Origin of the sequence: Streptomyces sp. NBC_00986 (assembly GCF_045162565.1) — a bacterium.
In the GTDB taxonomy this organism is placed as follows: Bacteria; Actinomycetota; Actinomycetes; order Streptomycetales; family Streptomycetaceae; genus Streptomyces.
In genome coordinates this window covers 8,706,408-8,731,716 of sequence record NZ_CP108733.1, presented here as the reverse complement: position 1 = coordinate 8,731,716, position 25,309 = coordinate 8,706,408, and the positions used below count along the sequence as shown (strand labels likewise).

The following is a 25,309-nucleotide window of genomic DNA, read 5'->3' as shown; positions in this document are numbered from 1 at the left end:
GTCGGCGGGGAACCCGGTCGCCCAGCACGCCGTCGTCACCCCGGACGGTGCCGTCACCGGCCCGGAGTGTGCCGTCACCGGCGGCCCGAAAGGCGTCGTCACCGGCCCGGAGTGTGCTGTCGTCGCCCCGGAGGGCCTCGTGGACGTCCGCTTATGCCCCGGCGATTCTCGGCCATGGTGACCCGGTCAGGGGCGGAGTTGACTTGTCCCGGTGGTCGGTGGTGGGCAGGATCTCGGCTCTACGGGCGGGAGTTGATGTCGGCATGATCGGTGAACCGTATGTGACCCTGACGGTTCTGGGCGTGCTCGTGACCGGGGTGATGGCCGGGGTCTTCTGCGCCTTCTCCGTGCTGGTCGTGCGGGGGCTGGCCGAGTTGCCGCCCGCGCAGGGGGTCGCCGCGATGAACGCGATCAACACGGCGGCGATGACGCCGGCCTTCATGCTGCTGTTCGCCGGTTCCGCGGTGGTGTGCGCGGTGATCGCCGTGGTGACGTTCGTGCTGTGGCCGGATCAGGGGACCGTGGAGCTGCTGCTGGGCAGCGCGCTGTATCTGTTCGGCGCGTTCGGGCTGACCCTCGTCGCGAACGTGCCCCGCAACGAGGCGCTGCTGAAGCTGGACCCGGGAACGCCGGAGGCCGCCGCGTACTGGCCGTCGTACGTGCGCGAGTGGACGATGTGGAATCACGTCCGCGCGATCGCCTCGGCCGCCGCCGCGCTGGTGTACATGCTGGCTCTCACCTGAGAGAAACCACATGATCACCTGAGCGGACGCTGGTGAGGGGCCGCGGAGCTGCCTGCGGGCCGCTCGAGAAAGCCGTCTCGTCCCACTCTGCGCGCCCGGCCCGGGGGCCTTATCGTGGCTGAAAGAGTGCCGCCCGATGACGCACGGCCTGTCGTACGCGGACGCAAGGAAGACGACCATGGCCGATCCCAAGGGTTTTATGACCACTCCGCGCGAGGAGTGGCCCCGCAGGCCCGTCGCGGAGCGCGTGCGGGACTGGGACGAGGTGTATGTCCCGGGCGCGCTGCTGCCGATCGTCACGAAGCAGGCCGACCGGTGCATGGACTGCGGTGTCCCGTTCTGCCACGACGCCTGCCCGCTCGGCAATCTGATCCCCGAGTGGAACGATCTGGTCAGCCGCGACGACTGGCGCGCGGCGGCCGACCGGCTGCACGCCACCAACAACTTCCCCGAGTTCACCGGGCGGTTGTGCCCGGCGCCGTGCGAGGCGGGGTGCGTGCTCGCCATCAACCAGCCCGCGGTCACCATCAAGAACGTCGAGGTCGCCATCGCCGACCGCGCCTGGGCCGACGGTTTCGCGCCACCTCGGCCACCGGACCGGCTGTCGGGGCGGACCGTCGCGGTGATCGGCTCCGGGCCCACCGGCCTCGCCGCGGCACAGCAGTTGACGCGCGCCGGGCACACGGTCGCCGTGTACGAGCGGGACGACCGGCTCGGCGGCCTGATGCGGTACGGCATCCCCGAGTTCAAGATGGAGAAACGGCATCTGGAACGGCGGCTCGAGCAGATGCGGGCCGAGGGCACCAAGTTCCGTACGTCGACGACGGTCGGGCGGGACATCGGGGCGGCCGAACTGCGGGCGCGCTACGACGCGGTGGTGATCGCCACGGGAGCCACGGCCTGGCGTGAACTGGACGTGCCGGGGCGGCAGTTGACCGGCGTCCATCAGGCGATGGAGTACCTGCCGCTCGCCAACCGGGTGTGCGAGGGCGACCTGGCGGCCTCTCCCCTGTCCGCCGCCGGGAAGCATGTCGTGATCGTGGGCGGTGGTGACACGGGAGCCGACTGCCTGGGTACGGCGGTGCGTGAAGGGGCCGCGTCCGTCACGCAGTTGGACATCTACGCCCAGCCGGACGCCGAGCGCGACGAGGACGCGGAGCCCTGGCCGACGTATCCGAAGATCTATCGGCTCTCGGCCGCGCACGAGGAGGCGCGGGACCTGGAGACGGCTCCGGCGGCGCACGCGGACGCGCGGATGTTCGCGGCGTCGACGCTCCACTTCGAGGGTGACGGCGACGGGCACGTGCGGTCCCTGCACCTGGTCGAAGTCGACGCGGAGCGGCGCCCGTTGGACGGTTCCGGGCGCGGCCTGCCCGCCGATCTCGTGCTGCTCGCCCTCGGCTTCTCCGGGCCCGACCGGGAGGACGGCCTCGTCGATCAACTGCGGTTGGCGATGGCGCCGCGCGGCACGATCACCCGGGACGCGGACTTCGCGACGAGTGCGCGCGGGGTGTTCGTCGCCGGGGACGCGGCGCGCGGGCAGTCGCTGATCGTGTGGGCGATCGCGGAGGGGCGGGCGGTGGCGGCGGCCGTCGACCGCTATCTGACGGGGAGTTCCCAACTCCCGGCCCCCATCGGGCCGTACGACCGCCCGATGACCGTGTGAGGCGGCGGAGGCGGGAGCGGCGAGGTGTCCCTGCTGCCGGATGAGCAGCCGTACGTCCGTGCTCACACCTGGGGATGAGGAGGGGCGTACTGCGCCGGTACGAGGCGTGGGGCGGGTTCTCCTCCCGGCTCACGAAATCGTTCGGAGGCGGGCCGGAAAGCGGCTTCCGGCCGACCTGTGGGCCAACTGCGGTGGGATCATCGGCGCAGGAGGCGAGTCGTGGTCGGCCCGGAGTGGGGTCGGGCGCGGCGGCGCCCCCATCCTTCGTTCCGTCGTCAGGCGCAGGGCCACCCCCGCGTGTCCCCCCTGTTGGCGGTCGGTCCTGGAGGGTGTTGATGACGACGCTCGACGAACGTCATGGCGAGGACGCGCGGGAGGCGGCGGGGGCGTACCGCCCGGACGCCGCCGTCCCCCTCGGTCAACTCACGGCGATACAGCCCCTGTTCGCCGGTTCCAAGGCGGCGAACCTGGCCCGCGCGGCCCGGGCCGGGCTGCCCGTGCTTCCCGGGTTCGTGATCCCCGAGGGCGCGGGCGACGACCCCGCCACCGTGCGCCGCGCCTGGCGGGACCTCTCCGAATCCGGTGCACTGCCCCTCGTCGTACGGTCCTCCTCACCGCAGGAGGACACCGAACAGTCCTCCCTGGCGGGGCAGTTCGCCTCCGTGCTCGATGTGCGCGGGTGGTCCGCCTTCTGTGCGGCCGTGCGGACCGTGCTCGATTCGGCGCACCGGCCCGACGGGTCCACCGCGCCGATGGCGGTGCTGGTGCAGCCGATGCTGACGGCTCGGGTCGGCGGGGTGATGTTCGGTGCCGACCCCGTCGAGGGGCGTGCCGACCGGATGCTGGTGAGCGCGGTGCGCGGCGGTCCGGACAGTCTGGTCAGCGGTGAACAGGCCGGTACCAACTACTGGTTGAGCCGACGAGGGCGACTGCTGCGCACCGATCCGCCGACCGCCGAGGCGCTGCTCACCCCCTCCGAGCTACGGCGGCTGGCCCGGCTCGCGCGCCGGGCGCGGCAGGTGTTCGGAGGGCCGCAGGACATCGAGTTCGGATTCGGGTTCGAAGAGGAAGGGGATCAAGTCGGGGTCGGGCGGCTGTGGTTGTTCCAGAGCCGGCCGATCACCGCCATGGCAGCGCGGCCGTCGCGCGGGGCTCGGTTGCTCGGGCCGGGGCCGGTCGCGGAGACACTGCCGGAGCAACTCCAGCCGCTGGAAGAGGACTTGTGGGTCACGCCGATGGCCCGCGGGCTGACCACCGCGCTCGACATCGCGGGCAGCGCGCCGCGTCGGCTGTTGCGGACGGTGCCCGTGGTCACGACGGTCGGCGGGTGGGCCGCGGCCGACCTACGGCTGCTCGGCGCGGCCCCGCCCAGACGCCGCTGGCTGGCCCTGCTCAACCCGGCGCCGGGAGCGCGGCGGCTCGGAGCGGCCTGGCGGGTCGGCCGGCTCACCGCGGCGCTGCCCGGGCTGTCCGCGGACCTCGTGGCGGACGTCGACCGCAGGCTCGCCCAGGTCCCGGCCCCCGGCGAACTACCCGGCCCCGACCTGGCCGCCCAACTCCGCTGGACCCGCGCCGCCTTGGTCTCCCTGCACGCCCAAGAGGCCCTCGCGGGCGCCCTGTTGCACGAGCCGCCCAAGTCCCGCACGGCAGCGGGGGCCGCCTTGACCGCCCTCGCGGAGACGCGGGCCCTCGACATCCCGGACGAGCAGGCAGCCGCCGCCGGCCCGATCATCCTGGCGCTCACGGCACCGAGCCTGCGGGGCCACGGGCGGGGGCGCTTGCCGCAGGACCCGGTGCCGGGTTCCGGAAACGCCGGCCCGGAACAGCGGCCGGTCGCGCCGCCCGAGCGGAGAACACCGGGCGCCCCTCCCGAGCGGCAGACACCGGATGCCCCTCCCGAGCGGCAGACACCGAACGCCCCACCCCGGCAACAGACACCGGCCGCCCGACCGAGCCGGGAGAACGACCCCGACGACCGGCCGCCGGAGTCCGCCCCCACACCGACACACGGCAGCAACGGCCCCTCTCCAACGCCCACACCCACGCCCACACCCTCACCTACACCCTCACCTACACCCGCACCCGCACCCGCACCCGCACCCGCACCCGCACCCGCACCAACGAACCACCGCTCCCCCATCCCCCTCACCGCCTCCCGCACCCCCTCCCTCCCACCCCGCGAATCCCTCCGCCTCCGTATCCGCTGGGTCCAAGAGCTCCAGGTACGCCTCGTGCGGGAGGCCGCGCGTCGGTTCGGCCCGGCCGCCGCGGACCGCGTAGGGCTGTTGCGCTGGCGGGAGTTGGCCGCCGTACTCGACGGTGAACCCCTGCCCGGCGATCTCCACGCGCGCGTGCCGCAGCCCGAGTCGCCGCCGTTGCCGGACGCCTTCCGGCTGGCGGCGGAGGGCACGGTGGTCGCCGAACGCACCGGCACCGGCGGCAAGGACGACGGCGACGGCCGGGGCGTGTCCGGTGGGCGGGCCGTCGGGACGGTCTGGGACGGGACCGGGCCGCGCCCCTCCGACGCCGTGCTCGTCGTCCGCACCCTCGACCCGTCGTTCGCCCCGCTCCTGCCCCAACTCACCGCGCTGGTCGCCCAGACCGGCAGCCCGTTGTCCCATCTCGCGGTGCTGGCCAGGGAGTTCGGGTTGCCTGCCGTGGTCGGCGCGACCGACGCGGTACGGCGCTTCCCACCCGGGTCACGCGTCACCGTCGACGGCACCACCGGCGACGTACGGACGGGCGAGGCGCGGACGAGTAACGAGCGGACGGAGGTCACCCGGTGAGACGCATCGCCTACGTCTTCGGAAGCCTGGCCGCCGCCGGAGCGGGGACCTACCTCGTCGTCTACCTGTACCGCTGGCAATGGCAGCGCGCCATCCTCTGCGGGATCCTCCTGCTGGTCGTCGAGGTGATGCTGCTCGGGATCGTGCTGCTGGCCCGGCTCACCCGGATCGAGGAACGGGTGAAGGAAAGCGACGCCAGGCAACGGGAGTTGACGGCACGTCAGGACGATGTGCTGGGTCGGCTGCGGCAGACGTCCGCCGAGCGCGACGGTGCCCGCTTCCGCTGGCTGGAGGACACCGCCGACCGTACGTACGTCTTCGTGCCCGTCCTCATGGTCACCGGGGTGCTGCTGTCCGGGCTGGCCTGGGTGGTCCAGCGGATCGCCTCCGCGACCGGGCGCCCGGCCGAACGGCGCCTCGCCGGACGACTGGCCGTCCTCGCCGTCCCCGAACCGGGCGCGGTGGTGGGTGAGTTGGAGGACCGGCCCGCGCTGGGCCGGCGTTCCAAGGGCCGCGTCGCCCGCACAGCCGTCGTCGGTGTCGTCGGGGCCGCGCTGCTCGCCGCACTGGTCGTCGGGCTCGCCGATCTCACCCAGACCCGGGAGCAGAGCGCGAGTGGTTCGGAAGCGACCTCGGTGCTCGTCCAAGTCGACGTGCGGGGCGGGGACATGACGGCCGAACGGCAGGCGCTCGCCGCGCAGCAGGTCTGGGAACGCTGCCGGGACTCCACCTCCGTGCCGCTGAACCACGCCACGCTCGGCAGCCTCGGCGACGGCATGTTCGCCGGGGTCGTACGGCCCGCGCTCGCCGAACACGACCGTATGCGGCTGCGCGGCTGCCTTGAGGACGCGGCCCTCGACCGCGCCCACCTCACTGTGATGGGCATGGGCGACACGGACGCGGACGACGACTGACCCGACGCGCAATCCGGACGTACGATGCCAAGGCGCCCCCGTCCCCGAGCACCCCGGGTCGCCCATGGCAACCGTTCTCACGCCCTCGCCCCAACTCCGCCTGCCCAGGCGCGCGATGAGACTTCTCCTCGTCGTCGCCCTCGGCTACCTCGCCCTGTGGGCCACCGGCGCGCTCGGCATCCTCGCGCTGTCGTACTGGGCACGCGAGGAGACCCCGCCACCACCGGGGACCCGTACCGTGCAGGGCATCCATCACTTCCAACCCGTCGACACCGAGGGGAAGTTGTGGCGAGGTGCCGCTCCCTCCCCCGGCGGCTACCGGGAGTTGGCCCGCCTAGGCTTCACCACGGTCGTGGATCTGCGGGCCGAGGACCTGAGTTCGGCGCAGCTCGCCGAACCGGGCAGGGCCGGCTTGGACGTCGTACGACTGCCCATTCGGGACGGGCAGACGCCAACTCCCGTGCAGGTGGGGCGGTTTCTCGATGTTGTCGCGGCGGCCGCCGGGCCGGTGTTCGTGCACTGCGGTGCGGGGGTGGGCCGTACGGGGACGATGGCGGCGGCGTATCTCGTGCGGACCGGGGAGGCGTCGTCGGCGCGGGCGGTCCGGCGGAATCTCGCCGTCGGGCCGCCGTCGATCGAGCAGATCTACTACGCGCTGAGCCTCGGCCCGGGCCCGGGCCGGCTGGAGCAACCGCCGTTGCCGGTGGTCGCCGTCAGCCGGCTGGTGGACGCGCCACGACGCATGCTGTCGTGGTTCTGAAGCCCGGCACCGGGCGGGGTCAGGGCTTGCGCCCCACCGCGCCGTAGCCGGGGATCGTGCCGTCGTCCTGGCCCGGCACCGGCTCGCCCAGCTCCGGGTGCCACCGGTCGACCACCGCCACCCCAGGCTCGACCAGGTCGAGGCCGGTGAAGAAACGGGCGAAGCCGGTGCGGGAGCGGAGGGTCAGGCTGATGCCCGCCGCCGTGAGCTTCTCGACCGCCGCCGTCGACTCCTCCGGGGTGAAGTCGGCGGTGGCGTGGGTCATCATCAGGTAGCTGCCGGTGGGGAGTTGGGACAGCAGGCCGTCGACCAGCTCGTGCGCGCCGTCCTCGTCGGGGACGAAGTGCAGCAGCGCGACGAGGGACAGGGCGACGGGCCGGGTGAGGTCGAGGACCGCTCGCGCGCCCTCGACGACGGCGTCGGGATCGCGCACGTCGGCCTGCACATACGCGGTCGCACCCTCGGGTGTGCCGTGCAGCAGGGCCGCCGAATGAGCCAGCACGACCGGGTCGTTGTCGCAGTAGACGACACGTGACTCGGGCGCGACGGCCTGCGCGACCTGGTGCAGGTTCGGCTCGGTCGGGATGCCCGTGCCGATGTCCAGGAACTGCCGTACGCCGTGCTCGGTGAGCCAGCGGGTGGCCCGGTGCATGAACGCGCGGTTGACACGTGCCATGACCGGCACCCTCGGGTCGAGGGCGAGCATCTGGCGGCCCATCTCCGCGTCGACGGGGTAGTTGTCCTTGCCGCCGAGGTACCAGTCGTACATGCGGGCGGGGTGGGGCCTGCTGGTGTCGATCTCGACGGTCTCGTCGATCCTGTCGGTGGGCCGCACGGTCATGGCGTGCTCCATAAGGTCGTACAGAGGATGGTGCGGCAATATGTGATCAAGTCAGTACCAAAATAAGGAGGTTCGGGAAGGAAAAAGCATTCAGCACAGGTCCGTCAGGAGAGCAGGAAATCCGCCTCGCCCGCTTTCGCCCCCTCGATGAAGGCCGTCATCTCGTCGGTCGTGTAGATCAGGGCCGGCCCGTCCGGGTCGGTGGACTGACGGACGGCGATCCGGCCGTCGGCGAGCTTCATCGCCTCCAGGCAGTTGCCGCCGTTGCCGCCGCTCCACGGCTTGTGCCAGCCTTCGCTTCCCAAGTCCCGCGCGGGCATGCCGTTGTAGACGCTCATACGCGGCTTGATGCGATCCATTCACAGCTCCTTGCGGAGATCCTTGAGGATCTCCTTCGTGCGATGTGCCGTAGCGGCCTGCGCCGCCATGCGGTCCATGACCTCGAGATGGGTCGCCACCTCTTCGCGCGCGTCCAGATAGACGGCGCCGGTCAGGTACTCGCTGTAGACCATGTCGGGCAGTTCTGACATGGCAAATCGGAACAGCACGAAGGGCCCGTACGTGCCCGGGTGCGGCCCCGAGGAGAACGGGGCGACCTGCAGGGTCACGTTGGGCAGCTTCGTGGCGTCGAGCAGTTTGTCGATCTGGGCCCGCATCACCTCCGGGCCGCCGACCGGGCGGCGCAGGGCGGTCTCGTCCATGACGACCCAGAAGCGGGGCGCGTCGGGACGGGTGAGCAGGTCCTGGCGCTGCATGCGCAGCGCGACATGGCGCTCGATGTCGTCGGGATCGGTCTGGCCGATGGCACCGGACTTCAGCACACCGCGCGCGTACTCCTCGGTCTGCATCAGCCCGGGCACGAAGTGCGGTTCGTACGACCGGATGAGCGCGGCCGCGCCCTCCAGGCTGACGTGCATCGAGAACCAGCCGGGCAGGATGTCGTGGAAGCGCTGCCACCAGCCGGGCCGGTTGGCCTCCTCGGCGAGCTGGACGAAGGCCTCGGCCTCCTCGTCGGAGACGCCGTAGGACTTCAGGAGGAGCTGGAGGTAGGGGATCTTGAGAGACACCTCCGCCATCTCCATGCGGCGGACCGTGGCGGGGGCGACGCGGAGGACGCGGGCGGCCTCCTCGCGCTTGAGTCCCGCGCGTTCCCGCAGGTCCAGCAGGCGCCGGCCGAGGACGACCTGGCCGACCGTCGGTGCGGACCGCGGCTCGCTCACGCTCCACCTCCACGAATGAGTACCGGGTAATGACCTGAGTGCCGACTGCTGAGTGACAAGTGCCGAGTAATGGGTTGAGTACGGACAGCGCATACGTCCGTACAGCCCGGCGAAAGGGTTCTCGCGGCCCGACGGACCGATCCCGGCGAACCGAATCCTGACAGCCCTGCGGCGCCATTCGAAGACTCATTCGAAGATCGGGACAGACCTCCGGAGATCCCAACTGGCGCCGCGCGACTTTCTGTTGCGAGCAGTGTGCCACGACCGTGCAGAGCGTCATACGGCACTCTGCATTTTTCATAGTGACACTTGCCAAGTGTTCACGGCGGGGCGATAGTGGCAAGCGTGATTCCGTCCGCGCCCTTAGGAACAGACGCCGCCGCAGGCCGCCTCGGTCTCGGTGCTGCTCCGGGAGCCGTCCCTGGTGGGGCCGCTGCCGAGCGCCGGTTCCGGTTCGAGCTGGCCGCACATCCGGGTTCCCCGGCCCAGGCGAGACGCCTGACGCGGGCCCGGCTGTCCGGCTGGTCCGTGTGCGAGGACACCTGCGACACGGCGGTTCTGGTCGTCTCCGAGCTGGTCACCAACGCGATCGTGCACACCGCGAGCAGCCACATAGTCTGCGAGCTCCACGATGGCGACGACCTGGTGCGGATAGCCGTCCGTGACGAGGGCTGCGCTCCCGGTGAGCCGCGCCCTTCCCCGCAGCGGCCCGATGAGGAGCACGGGAGGGGACTGCTTCTCATCGACGGGCTCTGCCGGGCCTGGGGCGCACAGGAACACGGACCCGGCCTGCTGGTCTGGGCCGACCTGCCTCGGCAGGCGGACCCGGCGCACGGCCACCACCCGGCCCCCGTCCACGACAGTTCCGTACCGCTCAACGACCTGGGTTGGGGCGCACGACCCAAGCCGGGTCCGTCGGGCGGTTCGGGCGACGAGGACGAGGCGACGGCACACTTCGGGGCATTCGAGGATCTGGGCGTATTTCCGGGGCGGGGGCATGGGGGTGCCTCCGGCAGCGGGCATGGGGGTGCCGGCGACTTCGGAGGTCTGGACCTCGGCGGCTTCGGGGGCCGGGAGCACGAAACCGGAGGTGGCCCTGCTCGTGGGTCCGCCTCCGGTACGCGGGGCCGGGAGGGCGCGGGCCACTTCGGGGGCCTCGGTCAGGAGACCACGGGTCTCTTCAGGGGCCGGGGACACCAGGACGCCGGCGACCTCCCGGACTCCGCGGAGACGGGGGAATCGGCCGGGTTCGTGGATTCCGGCGGGTTCGCGGATTCCCGTGGGCTCGGCGATTCCAGTGGCTTCGGCGACTTCGGTACGGGGGTCGAATGGGTGTGAGCGGCGGGTCTCGTCCCGGCCAGGTGCTCAGTCTCGACACGCTGGTCCGGCTGGGGCGTGCGCTGCACGGGCCCGGTGCGCCGCGCCGTCTGGCGGTCCCGGAGGGCATGACGGCGCCGCTCGGCTGTGACGCGGTGGCGGTGCCGGCGCGTTTCGGACCGCTGGTTCTGCCCCGGCTGCCGCGCGTCGGTTGTGTCTACGCCGACGAGGCGCACTGGTGGTGGATCGTTCCGTCCGACTCCGATTACGCGCTGGACTGGCCTGCGCCGGCGCGGTACACCACGGGGGCGTTGGTGCCGGACTCGCCTCGCGCGCCCGGTCTCATCCACAAGCCGGACGGGAAGCTGCCGTATACGCCGCCGATTCCGTTGTACCTGGCGGTGTGTCGGGTTACGGGGACTACGCCGTCCTGGTCGCGGCCCATCAGCGCGTAGCGCTCCGCGGGTTGAGCGGTTTTGTCTGCGGGTTCGGTGGGGGTTCTCCCCGCGGGTTCGGTGGAGTTTTGACTGCGGGTTCGGTAGGGGGTTCCCTGCGGGTTCGATGGAGTTTTGGCTGCGGGTTCGGTGGGGGCTGGTCGCGCAGTTCCCCGCGCCCCTTTGGGGCGCGATGCGCCCGGCCCGCGCGGCTGCGCCGCACATCGGCAGGGTCCCGCCTTGCTCTCGACGAGCGTCACCCCCTCCCCGCGCACAGCCACACTCCGACAAAACCCCGCCACGTTTTCGACGGGCGGCGCCCCCTCCCCGCGCCATCCCAACGCGGCGGAGCCGCGCACCCGCACGACCCCGCCCCTCCGCCTCCCGGCGTACGCCCGCGCGTCCCCGCCCCACCTTCCCGCGCTCTCCCCCGTACCCCTCCCACCCCGCGATAGTGGCCGTTCGTCCACGATCGGGGGAGGTCGGCGGTGGGGAGCAAGGGCAAGGGGGACTCGGGGCCGGGGGAGCCGTCCGCGTCGGAGCGGCTGCTCTTTGGTGGGCCCCTGCGGTACGACACGGGGTGGAGTCAGCACAACGACGCGTTTCTGGAGCTGAGCTTCCGGTCCATGGTGACGCGGTTGCCGGCGATGCTGAGGTCGAGTTTCCGGCTGGCCTGGCAGGCCGATCCGCGGGCCGCGCGGGTGGTGCTGGGCGCCGAGGCGTGCCGGGGTGCGACGCAGGCGGTGAGTCTGCTCGCGGTCAACAGCGTGCTGGGGCGGCTGATCACCGGCGGTCCCATCGCGGACCGGCTGCGCGGTGCCGTCCCCGCGCTGGTCACGATGGCCGCGGTGATGCTGGTGGGCGCGCTGCTGCGGGCCGCGTCGACGTACGCGACCGGGCGACTCGAACCGAAGGTGGAGCGGGTCGCCACCGAGCTGTATCTGGAGCGGGCGGCGGCCGTGGAGCTGGCCGCGATCGAGGACCACGCGTTCCACAAGCTGCTGGACACCGCGCAGTACGGCGCCATGTCGGCCCGCCGCATGATCTCGTACGCGACGAACGTCATGAACGCGCTGATCTCGCTGATCGCGGCGGCGGGCGTGCTGACCGCGCTGCACCCGGCGCTGCTCCCGCTGCTGGCGACGATGACGCTGCCGAGCGCGTGGGGCGCGCTGACGAACGCGCGGCGGCACTACGAGTCGTTCCACACCTGGGTGCAGCACGTCCGGGCCGGCCGTCTCATCGGTTCGCTGCTCACCGAGCCGGAGGCGGCCCCGGAGATCCGGGTGCACGGCGTCGGGCCGTTCCTGTTGCACCACTTCCACGAGATGTCGGAGAGCGCGGAGGCGGAACAGGCCCGGCTGGCCCGGCTCACGGCCCGCACGGGGCTGATCGCGGCGACCTGGACGGGCCTCGCGACGGCGGCGACGTACGCGACGCTGGGCGGGCTGCTGCTGTCCGGGGCGATGGCGCTCTCGGTGGCGGGTACGGCGGTGATCGCGATCCGCACCGGTTCCGCGAGCCTCGACACGCTCGTGCTTGCGGTGAACCAGCTGCACGAGGAGGCCCTGTTCGTGGGCGATCTGCAGAAGCTGTACGAGGAGGCGACCGAGTGGGCGATCCCGGTCGGCGGGGCGGCGCTGCCCGAGGAGCCGCGGGAGATCCGCTTCGAGAACGTCACGTTCAGCTATCCGGGCGAGGCCACCCACCCCGCGCTCGACGACGTCTCCCTCGCCCTCCCGCTCGGCCGGATCATCGCGCTGGTCGGCGAGAACGGTTCCGGCAAGACGACCCTGGTGAAGCTGCTGGCCGGGCTGTACCGCCCGGACCGGGGCCGGATCCTGTGGGACGGCGTCGATGCGGCCACAGCCGATCGGCAGCAACTGGCCGACCGGATCGCGATGGTGGCGCAGAACTTCAAGCGCTGGCCGTTCACCGCCCGCGTCAACGTGGCCGTCGGGCGGTCAGCGGCGCCGCTCACCGAGGAGCGGCTGACGGCTGCCGTCGCCGAGGCCGGTGCTCAGGACGTGGTCGCGGATCTGCCGCGCGGCCTGGACACGCTGCTGGCCCGCAACTTCAGCGGCGGGCACGAGCTGTCGGGCGGTCAGTGGCAGCGGCTCGGGATCGCGCGGGCCGCCTATCGCAGGGGCCGCATCCTGATCGTGGACGAGCCGACGGCGGCCCTCGACGCCCGGGCCGAGCTGGAGGTCTTCGAGAAGATCCGCGCACTGGCCGGCACCGGGCAGACGGTCGTGCTGATCACGCACCGGCTGGCGTCCGTACGCCACGCGGATCTGGTGCATGTGCTCGATCAGGGGCGGCTGGTGGAGTCCGGGACGCCCGACGAACTGCTCGCGAGCGGCGGGGTGTACGCGGAGCTGTACGCGCTCCAGGCGGACCAGTTCACGGCGAAGGTGCCCGCCCCGAAGGCGGGCTGACCTCTCAGGCGGCGACGTCCACGACGTCGCCGCTGCGCACGATGACCAGGAACGCGTCGGTCGCGATGTCCATGACGACCTCAGCCTGCAGGCCCTCCAGACGGCGCGCCTGCGCGAACTCCTCCGCCGGCCACGAGCCACGCGGCCCGCCGGCGGGAAAGCTCTCAAGCACCGTTCGCCCGTTCACCTTTTACCTCCCTGTCGTGCTGAACTCGCAGAGCTTCATGACGCCTCGCAGAGGAGACCGTCGTGAAGCCTCATAGAGTTAAACGCCGACAGTACGGTGAACGGCTCGCGAAGTGACGGTACTGAGACATAGTCGACACCCGGTCGCGTACTTTCCCCGCACTTTCCGTATCAGTCCTCGTACTCGTCGTGATAAAGCACGCGCGCGCTGCCGGCGGGCGCCCCCAGCGCAGACGCGCGCCCCTTCGGCTCCTCCCACTCCTCCTGCCGCCCCAGTGCGGTCAGGTCCAGGAAGGTGGTGGTCGAGCCGAGCCCGTCGAGCCCGCGCTCGTACGTCGAGTAGGTGTGGAACACCCGGTCGCGGTCCCGCAGGAAGCAACTGACACCGGGCCGCTCGACAGGTTCCCCGTCCCCGACGAACGTGACCTCGAAGTCCCAGTTGAAGTCCCCGCCGAAGGACGAGTACCAGGGCAGCGTCCACCCCATCCGCGCCTTGAACGGCAGGATCTTCGTGTACGGCGCCCTCGACACGGCGGCGAACGTGGTGCCGCGCGCCTTCAGGTGGGCGAGATGCCCGATCTGGTCGAGGAACGCCGAGCAGCTGCTGCAGCCCGCGTCCCACTCGGGCGCGAACATGAAGTGGTAGACGACGAGTTGGCCGCGCCCCTCGAAGAGGTCGAGCAGGGTGGCCTTCCCCTCGCCGCCCTCGAAGAGGTACTCCTTGTCGACCTCCACCATGGGCAGCCCGCGCCGCTCGGCGTTGAGCGCGTCCCGCGCGCGCGTGGCCGCCTTCTCCTTGACCAGCAGTTCCTCGCGCGCCGCGCGCCACTGCGCACGCGAGACGATCTCCGGAAGCGACATGGGGCCCTCCTGTGACAACGGTCCGTTGAGGGGTGGACCGGAGGGAGGACCGGAACTCATCGCCGCGTCGGAAAGTTTCTCGGAGAGATCTTCAGCGGGGGGCGGATGTTCAGAGGGATTTCGTCGCGTACGTCACCGGAAGCGCGAGCAGTCCCCGGGCACGCAGCGAAGGCCGCCACCGCACCTCGCTCTCCCCCACCCCCAACTCCAGCCGCGGGAACCGCTCCAGCAGCGCGGCCAGCGCGATCTCCGTCTCGGCACGGGCGAGCGGCGCCCCCAGGCAGTAGTGGATGCCGTGCCCGAGCGCGAGATGCCCGGAGGTGTCACGGGAGAGGTCGAGCCGGTCGGGCTCGGGGAAGCGCTCCGGGTCCCGGTTCGCGGCGGACGCGGACACCCACACTGTCTCACCGGCGGGGATGGCGACCCCGCCGATCGTGACGTCCTCGACGGGGAAACGCCGGATGGCGAGCAGCGCGGGCCCTTCGTACCGCAGGAACTCCTCTACGGCGGCCGGGAGTTGGGCGGGGTCCGCACGCAACGCGGCCAGCTGCTCGGGGTGTTGCAGCAGGGCGAGCACGGCGTTGCCGATGAGCTGGACGGTGTTCTCGTACCCGGCGAAGAGGATGAGGAAGGCGAGGGACATCAGCTCGTCCTCGCTGAGCCGGTCCCCTTCGTCGCGCACGACGATCAGGTCGGACAGAAGATCATCGCCGGGCTCTTCCCGTTTGTCGGCGAGGAGTTGGGTGAAGAAGCCGAGCATCGCGACGACCGCGTGCTTGCCGGCCTCGGGCGGTGTCCCGGGGGCGGGTGCGACGAGGGTGTCGGTCCACACCCGGAAGTCCCGCCGGTGCCGGTCGGACACGCCGAGCAGGTCGCAGATGACGGTGACCGGGAGGGGCGCGGCGTAGGAGGCGATGAGGTCGGTGTCGCCCGACTCGCCCAGCGCGTCGAGGAGTTGGTCGGCGGTGCGCCGGATCGGCGTACGGAGCTGCTCGGTTCGGCGCGGGGTGAACGCGCGGCCGACCAGGCGCCGGATGCGGGTATGGTCCGGCGGATCCATGTTGAGGAGGTTCGCGTCGAGCGCGGGCGGCAGCGAGAACCCCTGGTAAGTCCCGGCCGTGGCGTGCCTCTTGTCCAGCGAGAGCCGCGGATCTGCCAGCGCCGCCCGCACGTCGTCGTACCGGGTGACGAGCCAGGCGGGGGTGCCGTCGGGGCCGGCGATGCGGTGCACGGGGGCGCTGTCGCGCAGGCGCCGGTACACGTCGTACGGGTGGTCGAGAAGGCCGTCCGCGAGATCCATGGGAACAGCCTAGAGGCGCGGCTCAGGTGTCGTATTCCTGGATGCGACGGCCGTGACTCCGGTCGACGAGAGCCGGCAAACGCTCCTCCAACTCCCGTACGACAGCGGGCACATCGAGTGTGAGCAGCTCGCGGTCGCGCATGAGGACCCGGCCGTCGACGATCGTGGTGCGGACGTCGGCGGAACGGGCGCTGTGCACGAGGGTCGCTGCGAGGTCGTGCACGGGCCGGGTGTGCGGCCCGGTGAGGTCGACGAGGACGATGTCGGCCCGCCGCCCCGGCGCGATGCACCCGATCGAGTCCCCCAGCCCGACCGCCCGCGCACTCTGGAGGGTTGCGTGGTGCAGGGCTTGACGGGACGTCAGCCACCGCGGATCGCCTTCGACGGACTTCTGTACCAACGACGTGAGGGCCATCGACTCCCACACATCGAGGGAGTTGTTGGAGGCGGCACCGTCCGTGGCGAGCCCGACCGGCACGCCGATGGAACGCAGGGCGCGGATCGGAGTGGTGTCCGGCCAGGCGAACTTGAGGTATCCCCGGGGCGCGGTGGCCACCGCCGTACGGCCGCTCGCGCGCTCCAGGACCGGGAGGTCGCGGTCGATGATGCCGGTGCCGTGGGCGATGAGCAGGTCGGTGGCCAACAGGCCCGCACGGTCGAGGACTTCGACGGGGGTGACGCCGTGGCGGGCGAGGCTGGTGTCGGTCTGGTCGCGGTTCTCGGCGGCGTGGATGTGGACGGGGAGGCCGTGTTCCAGGGCGAGTCGGGCGGTGGCCGCGAGGTCGGCTTCGGTCACCGTGTAGGGGGCGTGCGGGGCGAGGGCGGTGGTGATGCGGCCGTCGGCCGTGCCCCGGTGCCGTAGCGCGAACTCCAGGGATTTCTCCCGGCCTTGAGGACCTTGGGAGGAGAAGTAGGCCTCGCCGAGGTGCGCGCGGATCCCGCACTCGGCGACGACCGCGGCGACCGTGTCCATCGAGAAGTAGTGGTCGGCGAAGCTGGTGACCCCGGCGCGGATCATCTCGGCGCAGGCGAGCCGCGCCCCCAACTCCACGTCTTTTTCAGTGAGGTTGGACTCGACGGGCCACACGACGTCGTTGAACCACTCCTCCGTGGGCAGGTCCTCGGCGAGCCCGCGCAACGCGACCATCGGCGCGTGGGTGTGGCAGTTGATCAGCCCCGGCAGGGCGATCTGCCCGCGCGCGTCGATGCGTTCGACGGCGGCGAGGCCGACCACGTCCGCCGCGCTTGTCACCGACTCGACGCGCCCGTCCCGTACGACGATCGCCGCGTCCTGTTCGAAGCCGATGCGCTCCTGGTCGTCGTGGACGAGGACGGTGCAGCCGGTGACGAGGAGATCGACGGGAGAGTGGCTCACACTCCCAACGTACGACGCCGTCCTCGCCTCGCGTGAGCCGAACCGCGCATCCCGGCGTGGCGCTGTCGCGAGCCGCCCCGGACCAGCACGCTTGCCTCACCGCCCAGGCTTCTGGCGCACGAACAAACCTTCACGACCAAGGCTTCTGGAAGGGGCCCGCATGCTCCTCGGCACCTGGAATCTGGAGAACCTGTTCCGTCCCGGCGGCCCGTCAGGCCCGAAGGACAAGGCCACCTACGAGACGAAGCTCGCCTCCCTCGCCGCAGTGATCACGGAACTGGACCCGGTACTGCTCGGCGTCCAGGAGGTCGGCGACCCGGCCGCTCTGGACGACCTGGCCGGGATGCTGGACGGCGAGTGGCACACCGCCACCTCCGCGCATCCGGACGTCCGGGGCATCCGGGTCGGCTTCCTCAGCCGTACGCAGCCGCGGGTCGTCGCCGACACGAACACGTTCCCGCCCCACCTGCGCCCGGTGCAGTCCGACGACTCGGGCGCCGAGGAACCGGGCGCGGGCCGGGGTTTCCTGGCGGTGGAGGTCACGACGGCGACCGGCCCGCTGACGGTGGCGGTCGCCCACCTGAAGTCGAAGCTGCTGACGTACCCGGGCGACCGTTTCTTCCCGCACGACGAGGGCGAACGGGCCCGCTACGGCGCCTACGCCCTCTACCGCAGGGCCGCCGAGGCGGCGACCCTGCGCGCGCTGGCCGACGAACTCCTCGCCGGTGAGGGCCGTACCCGGGACGTGGCCGTGCTCGGCGACATGAACGACGAGGTGCAGGCCGCGACCACCCAGATCCTGCTCGGCCCGCCGGGTTCGGAGATCGGCACGCCCGGCTACGACCGCGCCGACCAGGGCGACGCGGTCCGCCTGTGGGACGTGGCCCCGCTGATCCCGGCCGACCAGCGCTACTCCCGGATCAACTCCGGGCGCCGCGAGCTGATCGACCACCTCCTCCTCAGCCATCACCTGGTCCACCGGGTGGCGGCGGCGGGGACGGGACTGCCGGGTGAGGGAGCTCCTCAACTCCCGTCGGTGGGACCGGATCCGGCGAAACGGCGGGAGGCACCGGGGTCGGACCACGCGCCGGTGTGGGTGCGGATGAACTGACCGAGCCGGTCCAAGTACCTAGACGGCGATGGTCAGTTCGATCGCACGCAGCCCGACCCGGCCCCGCCCCCGCTCGAACTCCTCCAGCAGCTGGGTGAGTTGCTCAATGTGGCGGGACGTGAGCCGTCCCGTGTCATCGAGATGGACGGCGCAGGCAGTGGTCGTATCGACGAGCCGTTCGAGGACGGCCGCGACCTCGTCCGTGCCCTCGGTGTGCCGGGCGAGGGCGGGGAGTTCGGCGGCGGAGACGGCGATGGCGCCGCGGGCCTCGGCGAGGGTGCGATAGGCCTCGCGGCGCAGGGTCCAGCGTTCGGCGCGGTCGTCGGACTCGCTCAGGACGTGCACGAGGTAGGCGTGCGCGGCGACGCCCGCGGCCCCGAGCCGGGCGCGTACGCCCCCGCCGCGCTCCCCCGGCATCGGCAGATGCCCGACGATCAGCACGATCGCGCAGGCCAGCAGCGTCTCCCCGATCCGGCCGGCGGAGGCCTGCGGTTCCCCGCCCACCATCACCAGGGACAGCACCAGAACGGTGACGACGGCGGTCTGCGCGGCGAAGTGCCGGGTGGCGACCGGAATGAGCGCACCGCTGAGCGCCACCAGCGCGACCAGCCCTTCGGGCCGGGGCAGCACGGCGGCGAACCCGGCGAAGACCAGCGCCCCCAGCACGGTCCCCGCCGCCCGGCTCAGCGCCCGCGAGGCGAGCGGCCCGAGGTCGGGCTTGACGAGGAACACGGCGGTGGCGGGCAGCCAGTACCAGTGCTCGTGCTGCCCGTACCAGCGGGCCTGATGCAGTGCCTGGGCGACGGCGACACTGGCCCCGAAGCACAGAGCCACCCGCAGCCCGTACTCCCTCCCTCCGGCCCCAAAGGCCTTACGGAGCAGATCAGTTGGCGTACGCCGACGCGTGTGCAGACTCGATTCGCTCCCCTCCGCCTGGTCGAAGGCGTCGGCGGCGTGCAGCAGGGCGTCGTCGAGGGCGCGCAGCGCGGGCGCGGAACGGTTGGGCGCGGGCAACGGCCCGGTGGGCGCGTTGTCCCGCACGGCGGCGGCGAGCCGACGCGGCCCCTCCCCCGCCCGGGCGGACACCGCCTCCCCGGCCCAGGCGATCGCGGTCGCGGCCTCGGCGAGCGGCAGCGCGGCGGCGTACTGTCCGTGCAGCCGCCGCTCGGCCGACGAACTGGCGTACCGCCGCAGCCGCGGCCCGGCGAGCGCGTCCTGCGCGTGATCGAGCGCGGCGGTCAGCGCGGCGCGCCGCCCCGTCGCCTCCGGCCCACCGCTGGCGTCGAGCAGCGCGGCGATCGCGTCGTACACGGCGGCTATGGCGTGCCGCTCGCCGTCGAACCGGTAGTCACCGGCGATGGCCCCGGGCGTGGGCAGCGCGAGCCGCAGCAGGACCAGCCAGGCGGCCCCGGCGAGGAAGGCGAGGGCCCGCTGCCATCCCGGTTCGGGCAGGGGCATGCCGGCGCCGATGGCGGAGGCGACAAGCAATTGCGTACCGGCACCGGAAGCGACGGGCCCGATGGCACTGAAACCGCCGGCGACCAGCCCGATCCCGGTGAAGAGAAGCGTCAGCACGACAGCCCCGACATGGGCCCCGGCGTACGTCCCGATCAGCAGCCCCGCCGCACCCGCGAGCGCGGGCCCGCCCAGCCGCTTGACCGAGGCCCGCCGGCTGCCGGGCCGGTCGTTGATCCCGGCGAGCATCGCCCCGAGCGCGGCCAGCACCCCGAGAGACGTCCGCCCCACGAGCACGGCCACCGTCAGCAACGGCCCGGCGGCCAGCGCCCCGCGCGTGACCGCGCTCCAGGGAACCGGCCCGCGCTGGGCACGGAGCGTGTGGGCGAGCCAGGGCGGAAGCGAGAACGCGGCGGTACGACGGGACACAGGGCTCCTGTCCTGACGAGGGCGGGGTGTGCCTTCGGGCGACGGTGGCCGGGGCGGTAGCTGGAGCGGGTGCTGAAGCCGGTGCGGGCGGCTGGGGTGGTAGCCGTGGTGTCCACGGTAGTTCGCGACCTTGTGCGGAACGGGCCGCGCGCATTTCGGCGGTGTGAAGGTTGGCCGTAAAGCCGCTTTCTTTATGAACGCAACGCCGAGAACAGCGCCCCCACGTCGGAAACCGCACGGTCGAGCACATCCGGTCCGGGGCGCAGCCCGGCCACGATCCCGTCGACCGACCGCAGCCCGGTCCGCTCCAGCAACCGCTTCTCGTTCGTCACCCACTCCCCCCCGCCCCGCCAGCACCGCGTGCCCGGCCTGTACGGCGGCCACGGCGATCGCACCGGCGACCTCGGTGAGCCGCCCCTTCGGGACGTGGTTGGCCCGCGCGTACGCGAGGGTGGCATCGGCGGTGCCGTGCCAACGCTCGGCGGCGGAGTGCCGCAGCTTCGCGGGATAGCCGTCCGGGCGGGGCAGTTCGCCTCGCAGGACCCGGTTGATCGCCAGCTCCGCGACCACCAAGTAGCTGGGAATCCCGGCGAGATGGAACAGCAACGGCTCCACCCGGAAGCGCCCCTCCTCCGCCTCCGCCAACTCCCGCTCCACCACGTCGAGATCGCGATAGTGCACGTCGACGTGCCGCCCCTCGACGGTCAACCAGGCACCCCCGTTGAAGACCCCGCCACCCCAACCGCCGACCTCGGAGACCTCGCCGTCCCACCCGAGGTCGCGGAGGCCGGAGGGGTCGAAGGGCCCGCGGTAGTAGACCGCCAAGTCCCAGTCGCTGTCGGGGCGTTGAGTGCCCTGGGCGCGGGAGCCACCGAGGGCTACGGCCTGGACGGTGGGGAGCGTGGCGAGGCGGTCGGCGGTGGCGTCGAGGAACTCCGCGTCGTCGGTGGACGTGGGCGTGGGCACGGCTGCGGCTCCAACTGGTCGGCCGGGGGCGGGAATCGCCGGAAGCGTACGCAGGGAGCGGGCAGGCCGCCACGCGTTAAGGCGCGCCCCTTCGCCCCGGCGCCCCGCATTGCCGCGCCGCCCCTCAGCCCGTCGCCGCCATCCCGAAGTCCGCCCCCGAGATACCGCCCAGCGCCTCCGCGATGCGCCGCAACGGCTCACGCAGGGCGGTCAGTTCGGTACGCATCGGCTCGGCCTGCGGCCAGGCGACCTCGTGGTCGAGGGGGGCCGTGCCCGCCGGGCAGCGCGCTTCGTAGGCGGCGAGGCGGGGGTGCCAGGTGCTGGTGAAGGGGCGGATGGTGTCGTTGATGAGTGTGTAGGCGAGGCTCTGGACGGTCGGTGCGCCGGAGCCGCGTTCGAGGCCGATGCTGTACGTGTGCAGCGTCCCGCGCGTGAAGTCGATCAGTGACTTCAGGGACGCCAGCGCCTCGCGCAGACTGCCCGTGCCCGGTGCCAGTTCCTGCACCCCGATCCGGGTGACCAGTTCGACCTGGATGTCGAAGGCGGCCATCCGCTCCGATTCACTGGGTGCTGCCATGGGTGCCTCCCTCCGGCTGCCGGGGAAGGTCAGCGTAACCGGGTCGCGGCGGCCGCACAGGGTCCGCAGGGCCGCGTGCCGCAGGGACTCGGTGCGGGCGGGCGCCGGGTCGTGGTGGTGCCACGCGTGCAGGGTGACCGGGTGGAGCCGCCAGCCGCCGTCGGCCACCGGCGCCAGCAGGCTGCGCACCCGCAGTTCGCCGACGCCGTTCCCGGCCCGCCGGGCGGCGACGGCCCTGGGCACCCGGTCGACGGCGGCGAGCACACGTTCCGCGTCCTCCACCGTCAGCGGCAACGGGTGCAGTACCGCGGCGCAGCGCAGGACGTCGGCGGCCTCCGCCGTGTCCACGTCCCGTACGAGGGCGCCGGTCACGTCCGTCCCGGCGAGCGTGTCGAGAAGCGAACCCCCACGCGCGTGCAGCCGGTCGTACAGTTCGCGCGGATGATGCCCGGCCCGGATCGCGCGCCCCAGAAGCCCGAGGGCGAGCGGATGACCTTCGACCGCCTCGGCCAGTGCCTCGTCTCCGCCGACGAGCACGCGCGCGTGAAGGGCGTCGAGCGGTTCGAGGTCTACGGGGGTGCCGATTCCGGCGTAGGCGCGGCTGCGCAGGGTGAAGACGGTGCGGCCGAGCGGGTGGGGTGCCGCCATCGCGGCGATGTCGCGGGCGGTGAGCCGATCGGCGGGGACGGAGTCGACGATCCACAGGAACGGTCCGTCGGCGCCGACGGGAGTGACGTCGGAGTCGGAAAGGGCCCGCACGGAGTCGTCGTAGGCCTGCCCGCTCACCCAGAAGACACCGCCCGGGTAGGCCGCCTCGAAGCGGAGGGCGTACTCCTGGGCGAGCGCGGACTTGCCGATGCCGGCCATGCCGCGGATCTGTACGGCGCGCGGGGCGTCGCGGCCGGTGACGAGGGGCGCGGAGTGGGCGTGCAGGGCGGAGTGCACCTGCCAGAGCTCGGAGAGACGGCCCAGGAAGTCGAGGCGCGGCTCCGGGGAGCCCAACAGCCAGCGTCGTACGGCACGTTCCTGGATGGCCATCGGGCCGTCGAGGCGGGCGACGTGCTCGCGTACGTCGGCCACCAGGGCGGCGGGGTCGTCGGCCGAGGCGTGCCGGGCGTCGCGGAGTTCGACGGGGTGGATGTGGTCGGAGGTCGGCTCGGGGTTGACGACCATGACGCGGCCGCGTGGATCGCCCTCCGCCAGGCCCGCCAGATAGGCCGTGGTCAACTCCCACTGGCAGGCCTCGCGTTCGGGGTAGCCGGTGGAGTAGTAGGCGAGCAGCGCCTTGGAGCGGGCCAGTTCGCGCCGGATGGTGTCGCTGATACCGGCGAAGGAGGCGACCCCGGTCTCGTCGGTGAACACCTCGAGCCCGCCGTCGCGCAGCACCTGCACGAGCGGTCGGACCCGCTCCACGTCACCGCGGCTGTAGCTGAGGAAGACATCCCACACGACGGCTTACCCTACTGTGGGTACCGGGGAGGTCGATCATGAGACACAGGCAGCGCAGGCGGCGGGGTCCGGGCGGTCCGTCACAGATCACGGCCAGGCTGACGATCCCGTTCGTCGGCGAGATCTCCGGCACCTGGGAACCTGCCGACGCGGAGCGCAGCGCGGCCTGGGAGCTGTACCTGCAGCTCGTCACCCGCGTGTCGGTCGAGGAACTCGCCGCCGACGAGGGCTTCCTGCGCGAGGCGCTGTCCTCCTTCTACACGTTCTTCGGCACCACCCGTGACATCCTCCACCGCCACGGGCCCCAGATCGCCCCGCCCGTACCCCCTGGTCACGTCAGCTTCGCCGTCCTCGCGGTCACCGTCCTCAACCGTGTCCTGCGCCCCCTCCTCGCGACCTGGCATCCCCGCCTCGCCGCCTACGAGTCCCAGCGGCCCGAAGGGCGCGATCCGGTGGCGTGGGAGCGGGAGTGGGAACACGCGGACGCCCTGCGCGGTGCGATCGCGGAGGTGCGGGGTGTGCTGCGGTCGTTGGCTCGGACCTTGCAGGAGGTGGCCGAGGTCGGCGACCTCATCGACCTGCCGGCACCGCGCGCTCCCGAGGACGCGGCGACAGGGGCGAATCGGGGCACCCCCCCCCCGGCGGTTCAAACAGGTCCTGATGCTTCGAACGCCCCTGACGCTCCTGACGCTTCCGGAGTCTGAGGTCGCTCTCGCCGCGTGAGGCCGTCGGGCCGATTGTCAGTGGTGTGCGCTTCACTGGAGTGGTCACTGAGAGTCACCACGGGGGAGCGGGCGATGGCAGCGCACGAGACGCATGAGAGTGGGCAGGAGCGGGAGCAGGGGCGGGACGCGGAGGGCGGCGGCGACGCGCATGCCGCTCGTACGCATCTCTCGGCCGCCGGGTTGCGCGCTCGGGGATGGACGGCCGGGATGGTGCGTCAACTGCTCGGTGAACCCGATCTGTTGCGGGTCAATCCGCATTCCCGGGCGGCTCCGCGGATCCGGCTGTACCGCGTCGAGCGGGTCGAGGCCGCCGAACGGAGTGGGGAGTTCCGGGCCGTTTCGGCGGCTGCCGCGCGGAGGTCGGCCGCGGCGCGGGGCGCCGCTCGGCGCAGGCGGCGGGAGGTGCTGACGCGGATCGCGGCCGAACCGATCGACGTGCCGCGGCTGGCTCCGCACGAGTTGGCGGCGCTGGCCGTCGAGCACCGCGATCGGCGGGACGAGGGGCGCGTGTACGAGCGGCGGGAGTTGCCGCCGGAGGGTGCCGTCGTGCTCGATCGGTGGAAGGTCGACTACCTGCTGCACCAACTTGCCCGCTACGACGAGTTGTTGAGCGGGCTGCACGGGAGTGCCGGGCAGGTCGCGGCCGAGGAGTTGCTCCGGCGGCGGGTCTACGCGACCATCGCCGAGGCGTACCCGTTCCTTGCACGGGAGTGCGAACGCCAATTGTCTGGCGGAAATTCGGATGCGGGCGCCTCGTCCATGTGATCGGCTGACGCCCGCACTGCGCCGACCGCCGACCGCCAACTGCCTGCCGGCGGTGGCCGATCGACCGATCTCTGGGAGACCCCGTGCTCGAACGCGTCACCGTCCCCGCCCTCTTCCCGCCGCCCACCTACTCCCACGCCACCGTCGTCGAGGCCGGTACGAAGCTCGCCTTTCTCGCCGGGGCGGTTCCGCTCGACGTCGACGGCAAGGTGGTCGGTATGGGGGACGCGGTGCGGCAGGCCGAGCAGGTGGTGGTGAATCTCGGGGAGCAACTACGGGCGGTCGGGAGCGACTTGGGGCATGTCGTCGCGACGGACGTGTACGTCGTGAGCAGCGAGCCCTCGGTCTTGTCCGCCGTGTGGGAGGTGGTCGAGGCGTCCGGGCTCAGTGCGGGGCCGCATTCGTCCACGCTCATCGGCGTGGCCTGCCTCGGGTACACCGGGCAGCTCGTGGAGATCACGGCGACCGCCGTCGTACCGGAAGAAGCGCCGGCAGAGGAAGAGGTGGCGCAGTCGTGAATCCCGACTCCGAGGTCGTCGTCACGCTGCGGCGGGCGGCCGCACCCGATGCGCGCCCCGCCGCCGACGTGTGGCTGCGTTCGTTCGCCGCCGCGCTGCCGACCGTTGTCAGTCCACGGTCCGCCGACGACGTGCGGGACTACTTCCGGGACGTCGTCGTGCCGTTGCGGGAGATCTGGGTGGCCGATGCGGGGGACGGCGGTGGGATCGTCGGGCTGATGGTGATCAACGGGGATGAGGTGTCGCAGCTGTATCTCGAACCCGACTGGCGTGGGCGGGGGCTCGGGGACCGGTTCGTCGGGCTCGCGAAGGAGCGGAGCCCGGGGGGCCTGGAGCTGTGGACGTTCCAGGTGAACAAGCCGGCGCATCGGTTCTACGAGCGGCACGGCTTCGTCGCCGTCGAGTTCACGGACGGCAGCGGCAACGAGGAGCGGGAGCCGGACGTTCGGTATGTCTGGGAACCCAAGCCGTAA

21 protein-coding genes and 2 pseudogenes are annotated in these 25,309 nt (G+C 72.1%); 13 read left to right on the top strand and 10 right to left on the bottom strand.

The genetic code is table 11. The features are described 5' to 3' along the window. The first annotated feature begins 263 nt into the window (after nt 1-263). From OG504_RS39070 to OG504_RS39050, 5 genes are all read left to right on the top strand, one after another. Nucleotides 264-743 (top strand): DUF1772 domain-containing protein, encoded by a 480-nt coding sequence (locus tag OG504_RS39070; RefSeq protein ID WP_405994020.1) that lies wholly within the window; start codon nt 264-266, stop codon nt 741-743. 178 nt (nt 744-921) lie between these two features. Then, nucleotides 922-2,409 (top strand): glutamate synthase subunit beta, encoded by a 1,488-nt coding sequence (locus OG504_RS39065; RefSeq protein WP_405994019.1) that lies wholly within the window; start codon nt 922-924, stop codon nt 2,407-2,409. A gap of 335 nt (nt 2,410-2,744) precedes the next feature. Beyond that, entirely contained in the window at nt 2,745-5,195 is a 2,451-nt protein-coding gene (locus OG504_RS39060; protein WP_405994018.1) for a PEP/pyruvate-binding domain-containing protein, read from the top strand. After that, nucleotides 5,192-6,109 (top strand): hypothetical protein, encoded by a 918-nt coding sequence (locus OG504_RS39055; RefSeq protein ID WP_405994017.1) that lies wholly within the window; start codon nt 5,192-5,194, stop codon nt 6,107-6,109. Before OG504_RS39060 ends, OG504_RS39055 begins: the two co-directional genes overlap by 4 nt. A 64-nt stretch (nt 6,110-6,173) precedes the next feature. After that, complete coding sequence (locus OG504_RS39050; RefSeq protein ID WP_405994016.1) at nt 6,174-6,869, top strand: fused DSP-PTPase phosphatase/NAD kinase-like protein; 696 nt, start codon at nt 6,174-6,176, stop codon at nt 6,867-6,869. A gap of 19 nt (nt 6,870-6,888) precedes the next feature. On the opposite strand, the gene OG504_RS39045 is transcribed toward OG504_RS39050, so the two are convergent. From OG504_RS39045 to OG504_RS39035, 3 genes are all read right to left on the bottom strand, one after another. Continuing rightward, on the bottom strand, nt 6,889-7,710 hold the full coding sequence (locus OG504_RS39045; protein ID WP_405994015.1) for an SAM-dependent methyltransferase: 822 nt from the start codon (nt 7,708-7,710) through the stop codon (nt 6,889-6,891). 104 nt (nt 7,711-7,814) lie between these two features. Next, nucleotides 7,815-8,069: a DUF397 domain-containing protein gene (locus OG504_RS39040; RefSeq protein WP_019060458.1), complete on the bottom strand. Its 255-nt coding sequence runs from the start codon at nt 8,067-8,069 to the stop codon at nt 7,815-7,817. Beyond that, nucleotides 8,070-8,930, bottom strand: a complete 861-nt coding sequence (locus tag OG504_RS39035) for a helix-turn-helix transcriptional regulator (protein ID WP_352183810.1) — start codon at nt 8,928-8,930, stop codon at nt 8,070-8,072. A gap of 336 nt (nt 8,931-9,266) precedes the next feature. Here OG504_RS39035 and OG504_RS39030 point away from each other — a divergent pair. From OG504_RS39030 to OG504_RS39020, 3 genes and pseudogenes are all read left to right on the top strand, one after another. Continuing rightward, nucleotides 9,267-9,875, top strand: a pseudogene (locus tag OG504_RS39030) (ATP-binding protein); the annotation flags it as partial. Nucleotides 9,876-10,258: 383 nt separating this feature from the next. Next, nucleotides 10,259-10,702: a hypothetical protein gene (locus OG504_RS39025; protein WP_327404868.1), complete on the top strand. Its 444-nt coding sequence runs from the start codon at nt 10,259-10,261 to the stop codon at nt 10,700-10,702. Nucleotides 10,703-11,307: 605 nt separating this feature from the next. Beyond that, nucleotides 11,308-13,119: an ABC transporter ATP-binding protein gene (locus OG504_RS39020; protein WP_405996550.1), complete on the top strand. Its 1,812-nt coding sequence runs from the start codon at nt 11,308-11,310 to the stop codon at nt 13,117-13,119. Nucleotides 13,120-13,123: 4 nt separating this feature from the next. Here OG504_RS39020 and OG504_RS39015 read toward each other — a convergent pair whose 3' ends face one another. From OG504_RS39015 to OG504_RS39000, 4 genes are all read right to left on the bottom strand, one after another. Next, complete coding sequence (locus OG504_RS39015; RefSeq protein ID WP_033287136.1) at nt 13,124-13,306, bottom strand: hypothetical protein; 183 nt, start codon at nt 13,304-13,306, stop codon at nt 13,124-13,126. A gap of 170 nt (nt 13,307-13,476) precedes the next feature. Then, entirely contained in the window at nt 13,477-14,166 is a 690-nt protein-coding gene (locus tag OG504_RS39010) for a DUF899 domain-containing protein (protein ID WP_405994014.1), read from the bottom strand. A gap of 109 nt (nt 14,167-14,275) precedes the next feature. Then, a complete protein-coding gene (locus OG504_RS39005; RefSeq protein WP_405994013.1) occupies nt 14,276-15,466 on the bottom strand; it encodes a cytochrome P450 in 1,191 nt (396 codons plus the stop codon). Nucleotides 15,467-15,488: 22 nt separating this feature from the next. After that, entirely contained in the window at nt 15,489-16,841 is a 1,353-nt protein-coding gene (locus tag OG504_RS39000; RefSeq protein ID WP_405994012.1) for an amidohydrolase, read from the bottom strand. A gap of 160 nt (nt 16,842-17,001) precedes the next feature. On the opposite strand from OG504_RS39000, the gene OG504_RS38995 reads away from it, so the two are divergent. Then, nucleotides 17,002-17,952, top strand: coding sequence for an endonuclease/exonuclease/phosphatase family protein (locus OG504_RS38995; protein ID WP_405994011.1), 951 nt, complete (start codon nt 17,002-17,004; stop codon nt 17,950-17,952). 18 nt (nt 17,953-17,970) lie between these two features. Here the strand turns inward: OG504_RS38995 and OG504_RS38990 are convergent, their stop codons facing one another. The 3 genes and pseudogenes from OG504_RS38990 to OG504_RS38980 all read right to left on the bottom strand — a co-directional run bounded on the left by OG504_RS38990 (nt 17,971) and on the right by OG504_RS38980 (nt 22,828). After that, nucleotides 17,971-19,836 carry an FUSC family protein gene (locus OG504_RS38990; RefSeq protein ID WP_405994010.1) on the bottom strand — a complete coding sequence of 622 codons (1,866 nt, stop codon included), beginning with the start codon at nt 19,834-19,836 and terminating at the stop codon, nt 17,971-17,973. Between the two features lie 191 nt (nt 19,837-20,027). Next, a pseudogene (locus OG504_RS38985) lies at nt 20,028-20,802 on the bottom strand (nucleotidyltransferase domain-containing protein). A 124-nt stretch (nt 20,803-20,926) separates the two neighbouring features. Beyond that, nucleotides 20,927-22,828 carry a TIR domain-containing protein gene (locus OG504_RS38980; protein ID WP_405994009.1) on the bottom strand — a complete coding sequence of 634 codons (1,902 nt, stop codon included), beginning with the start codon at nt 22,826-22,828 and terminating at the stop codon, nt 20,927-20,929. A gap of 38 nt (nt 22,829-22,866) precedes the next feature. Between OG504_RS38980 and OG504_RS38975 the strand changes: the two genes are divergently transcribed. From OG504_RS38975 to OG504_RS38960, 4 genes are all read left to right on the top strand, one after another. Further along, entirely contained in the window at nt 22,867-23,532 is a 666-nt protein-coding gene (locus tag OG504_RS38975; RefSeq protein WP_405994008.1) for a hypothetical protein, read from the top strand. 93 nt (nt 23,533-23,625) lie between these two features. Continuing rightward, on the top strand, nt 23,626-24,318 hold the full coding sequence (locus tag OG504_RS38970) for a hypothetical protein (protein ID WP_405994007.1): 693 nt from the start codon (nt 23,626-23,628) through the stop codon (nt 24,316-24,318). 83 nt (nt 24,319-24,401) lie between these two features. Further along, nucleotides 24,402-24,836 carry a RidA family protein gene (locus tag OG504_RS38965; protein WP_405994006.1) on the top strand — a complete coding sequence of 145 codons (435 nt, stop codon included), beginning with the start codon at nt 24,402-24,404 and terminating at the stop codon, nt 24,834-24,836. Beyond that, nucleotides 24,833-25,309, top strand: a complete 477-nt coding sequence (locus OG504_RS38960) for a GNAT family N-acetyltransferase (RefSeq protein ID WP_405994005.1) — start codon at nt 24,833-24,835, stop codon at nt 25,307-25,309. Before OG504_RS38965 ends, OG504_RS38960 begins: the two co-directional genes overlap by 4 nt.

Excerpts from the sequence above, each read along its gene's own strand:
- OG504_RS39060 (WP_405994018.1), top strand. The coding sequence starts at position 2,745 with ATGACGACGCTCGACGAACGTCATGGCGAGGACGCGCGGGAGGCGGCG.
- OG504_RS39070 (WP_405994020.1), top strand. The coding sequence starts at position 264 with ATGATCGGTGAACCGTATGTGACCCTGACGGTTCTGGGCGTGCTCGTG.
- OG504_RS38995 (WP_405994011.1), top strand. The coding sequence starts at position 17,002 with ATGCTCCTCGGCACCTGGAATCTGGAGAACCTGTTCCGTCCCGGCGGC.
- OG504_RS39045 (WP_405994015.1), bottom strand. The coding sequence starts at position 7,710 with ATGACCGTGCGGCCCACCGACAGGATCGACGAGACCGTCGAGATCGAC.
- OG504_RS39010 (WP_405994014.1), bottom strand. The coding sequence starts at position 14,166 with ATGTCGCTTCCGGAGATCGTCTCGCGTGCGCAGTGGCGCGCGGCGCGC.
- OG504_RS39005 (WP_405994013.1), bottom strand. The coding sequence starts at position 15,466 with ATGGATCTCGCGGACGGCCTTCTCGACCACCCGTACGACGTGTACCGG.
- OG504_RS38975 (WP_405994008.1), top strand. The coding sequence starts at position 22,867 with ATGAGACACAGGCAGCGCAGGCGGCGGGGTCCGGGCGGTCCGTCACAG.
- OG504_RS39025 (WP_327404868.1), top strand. The coding sequence starts at position 10,259 with ATGGGTGTGAGCGGCGGGTCTCGTCCCGGCCAGGTGCTCAGTCTCGAC.
- OG504_RS39065 (WP_405994019.1), top strand. The coding sequence starts at position 922 with ATGGCCGATCCCAAGGGTTTTATGACCACTCCGCGCGAGGAGTGGCCC.
- OG504_RS39050 (WP_405994016.1), top strand. The coding sequence starts at position 6,174 with ATGGCAACCGTTCTCACGCCCTCGCCCCAACTCCGCCTGCCCAGGCGC.
- OG504_RS39020 (WP_405996550.1), top strand. The coding sequence starts at position 11,308 with ATGGTGACGCGGTTGCCGGCGATGCTGAGGTCGAGTTTCCGGCTGGCC.
- OG504_RS38970 (WP_405994007.1), top strand. The coding sequence starts at position 23,626 with ATGGCAGCGCACGAGACGCATGAGAGTGGGCAGGAGCGGGAGCAGGGG.
- OG504_RS39040 (WP_019060458.1), bottom strand. The coding sequence starts at position 8,069 with ATGGATCGCATCAAGCCGCGTATGAGCGTCTACAACGGCATGCCCGCG.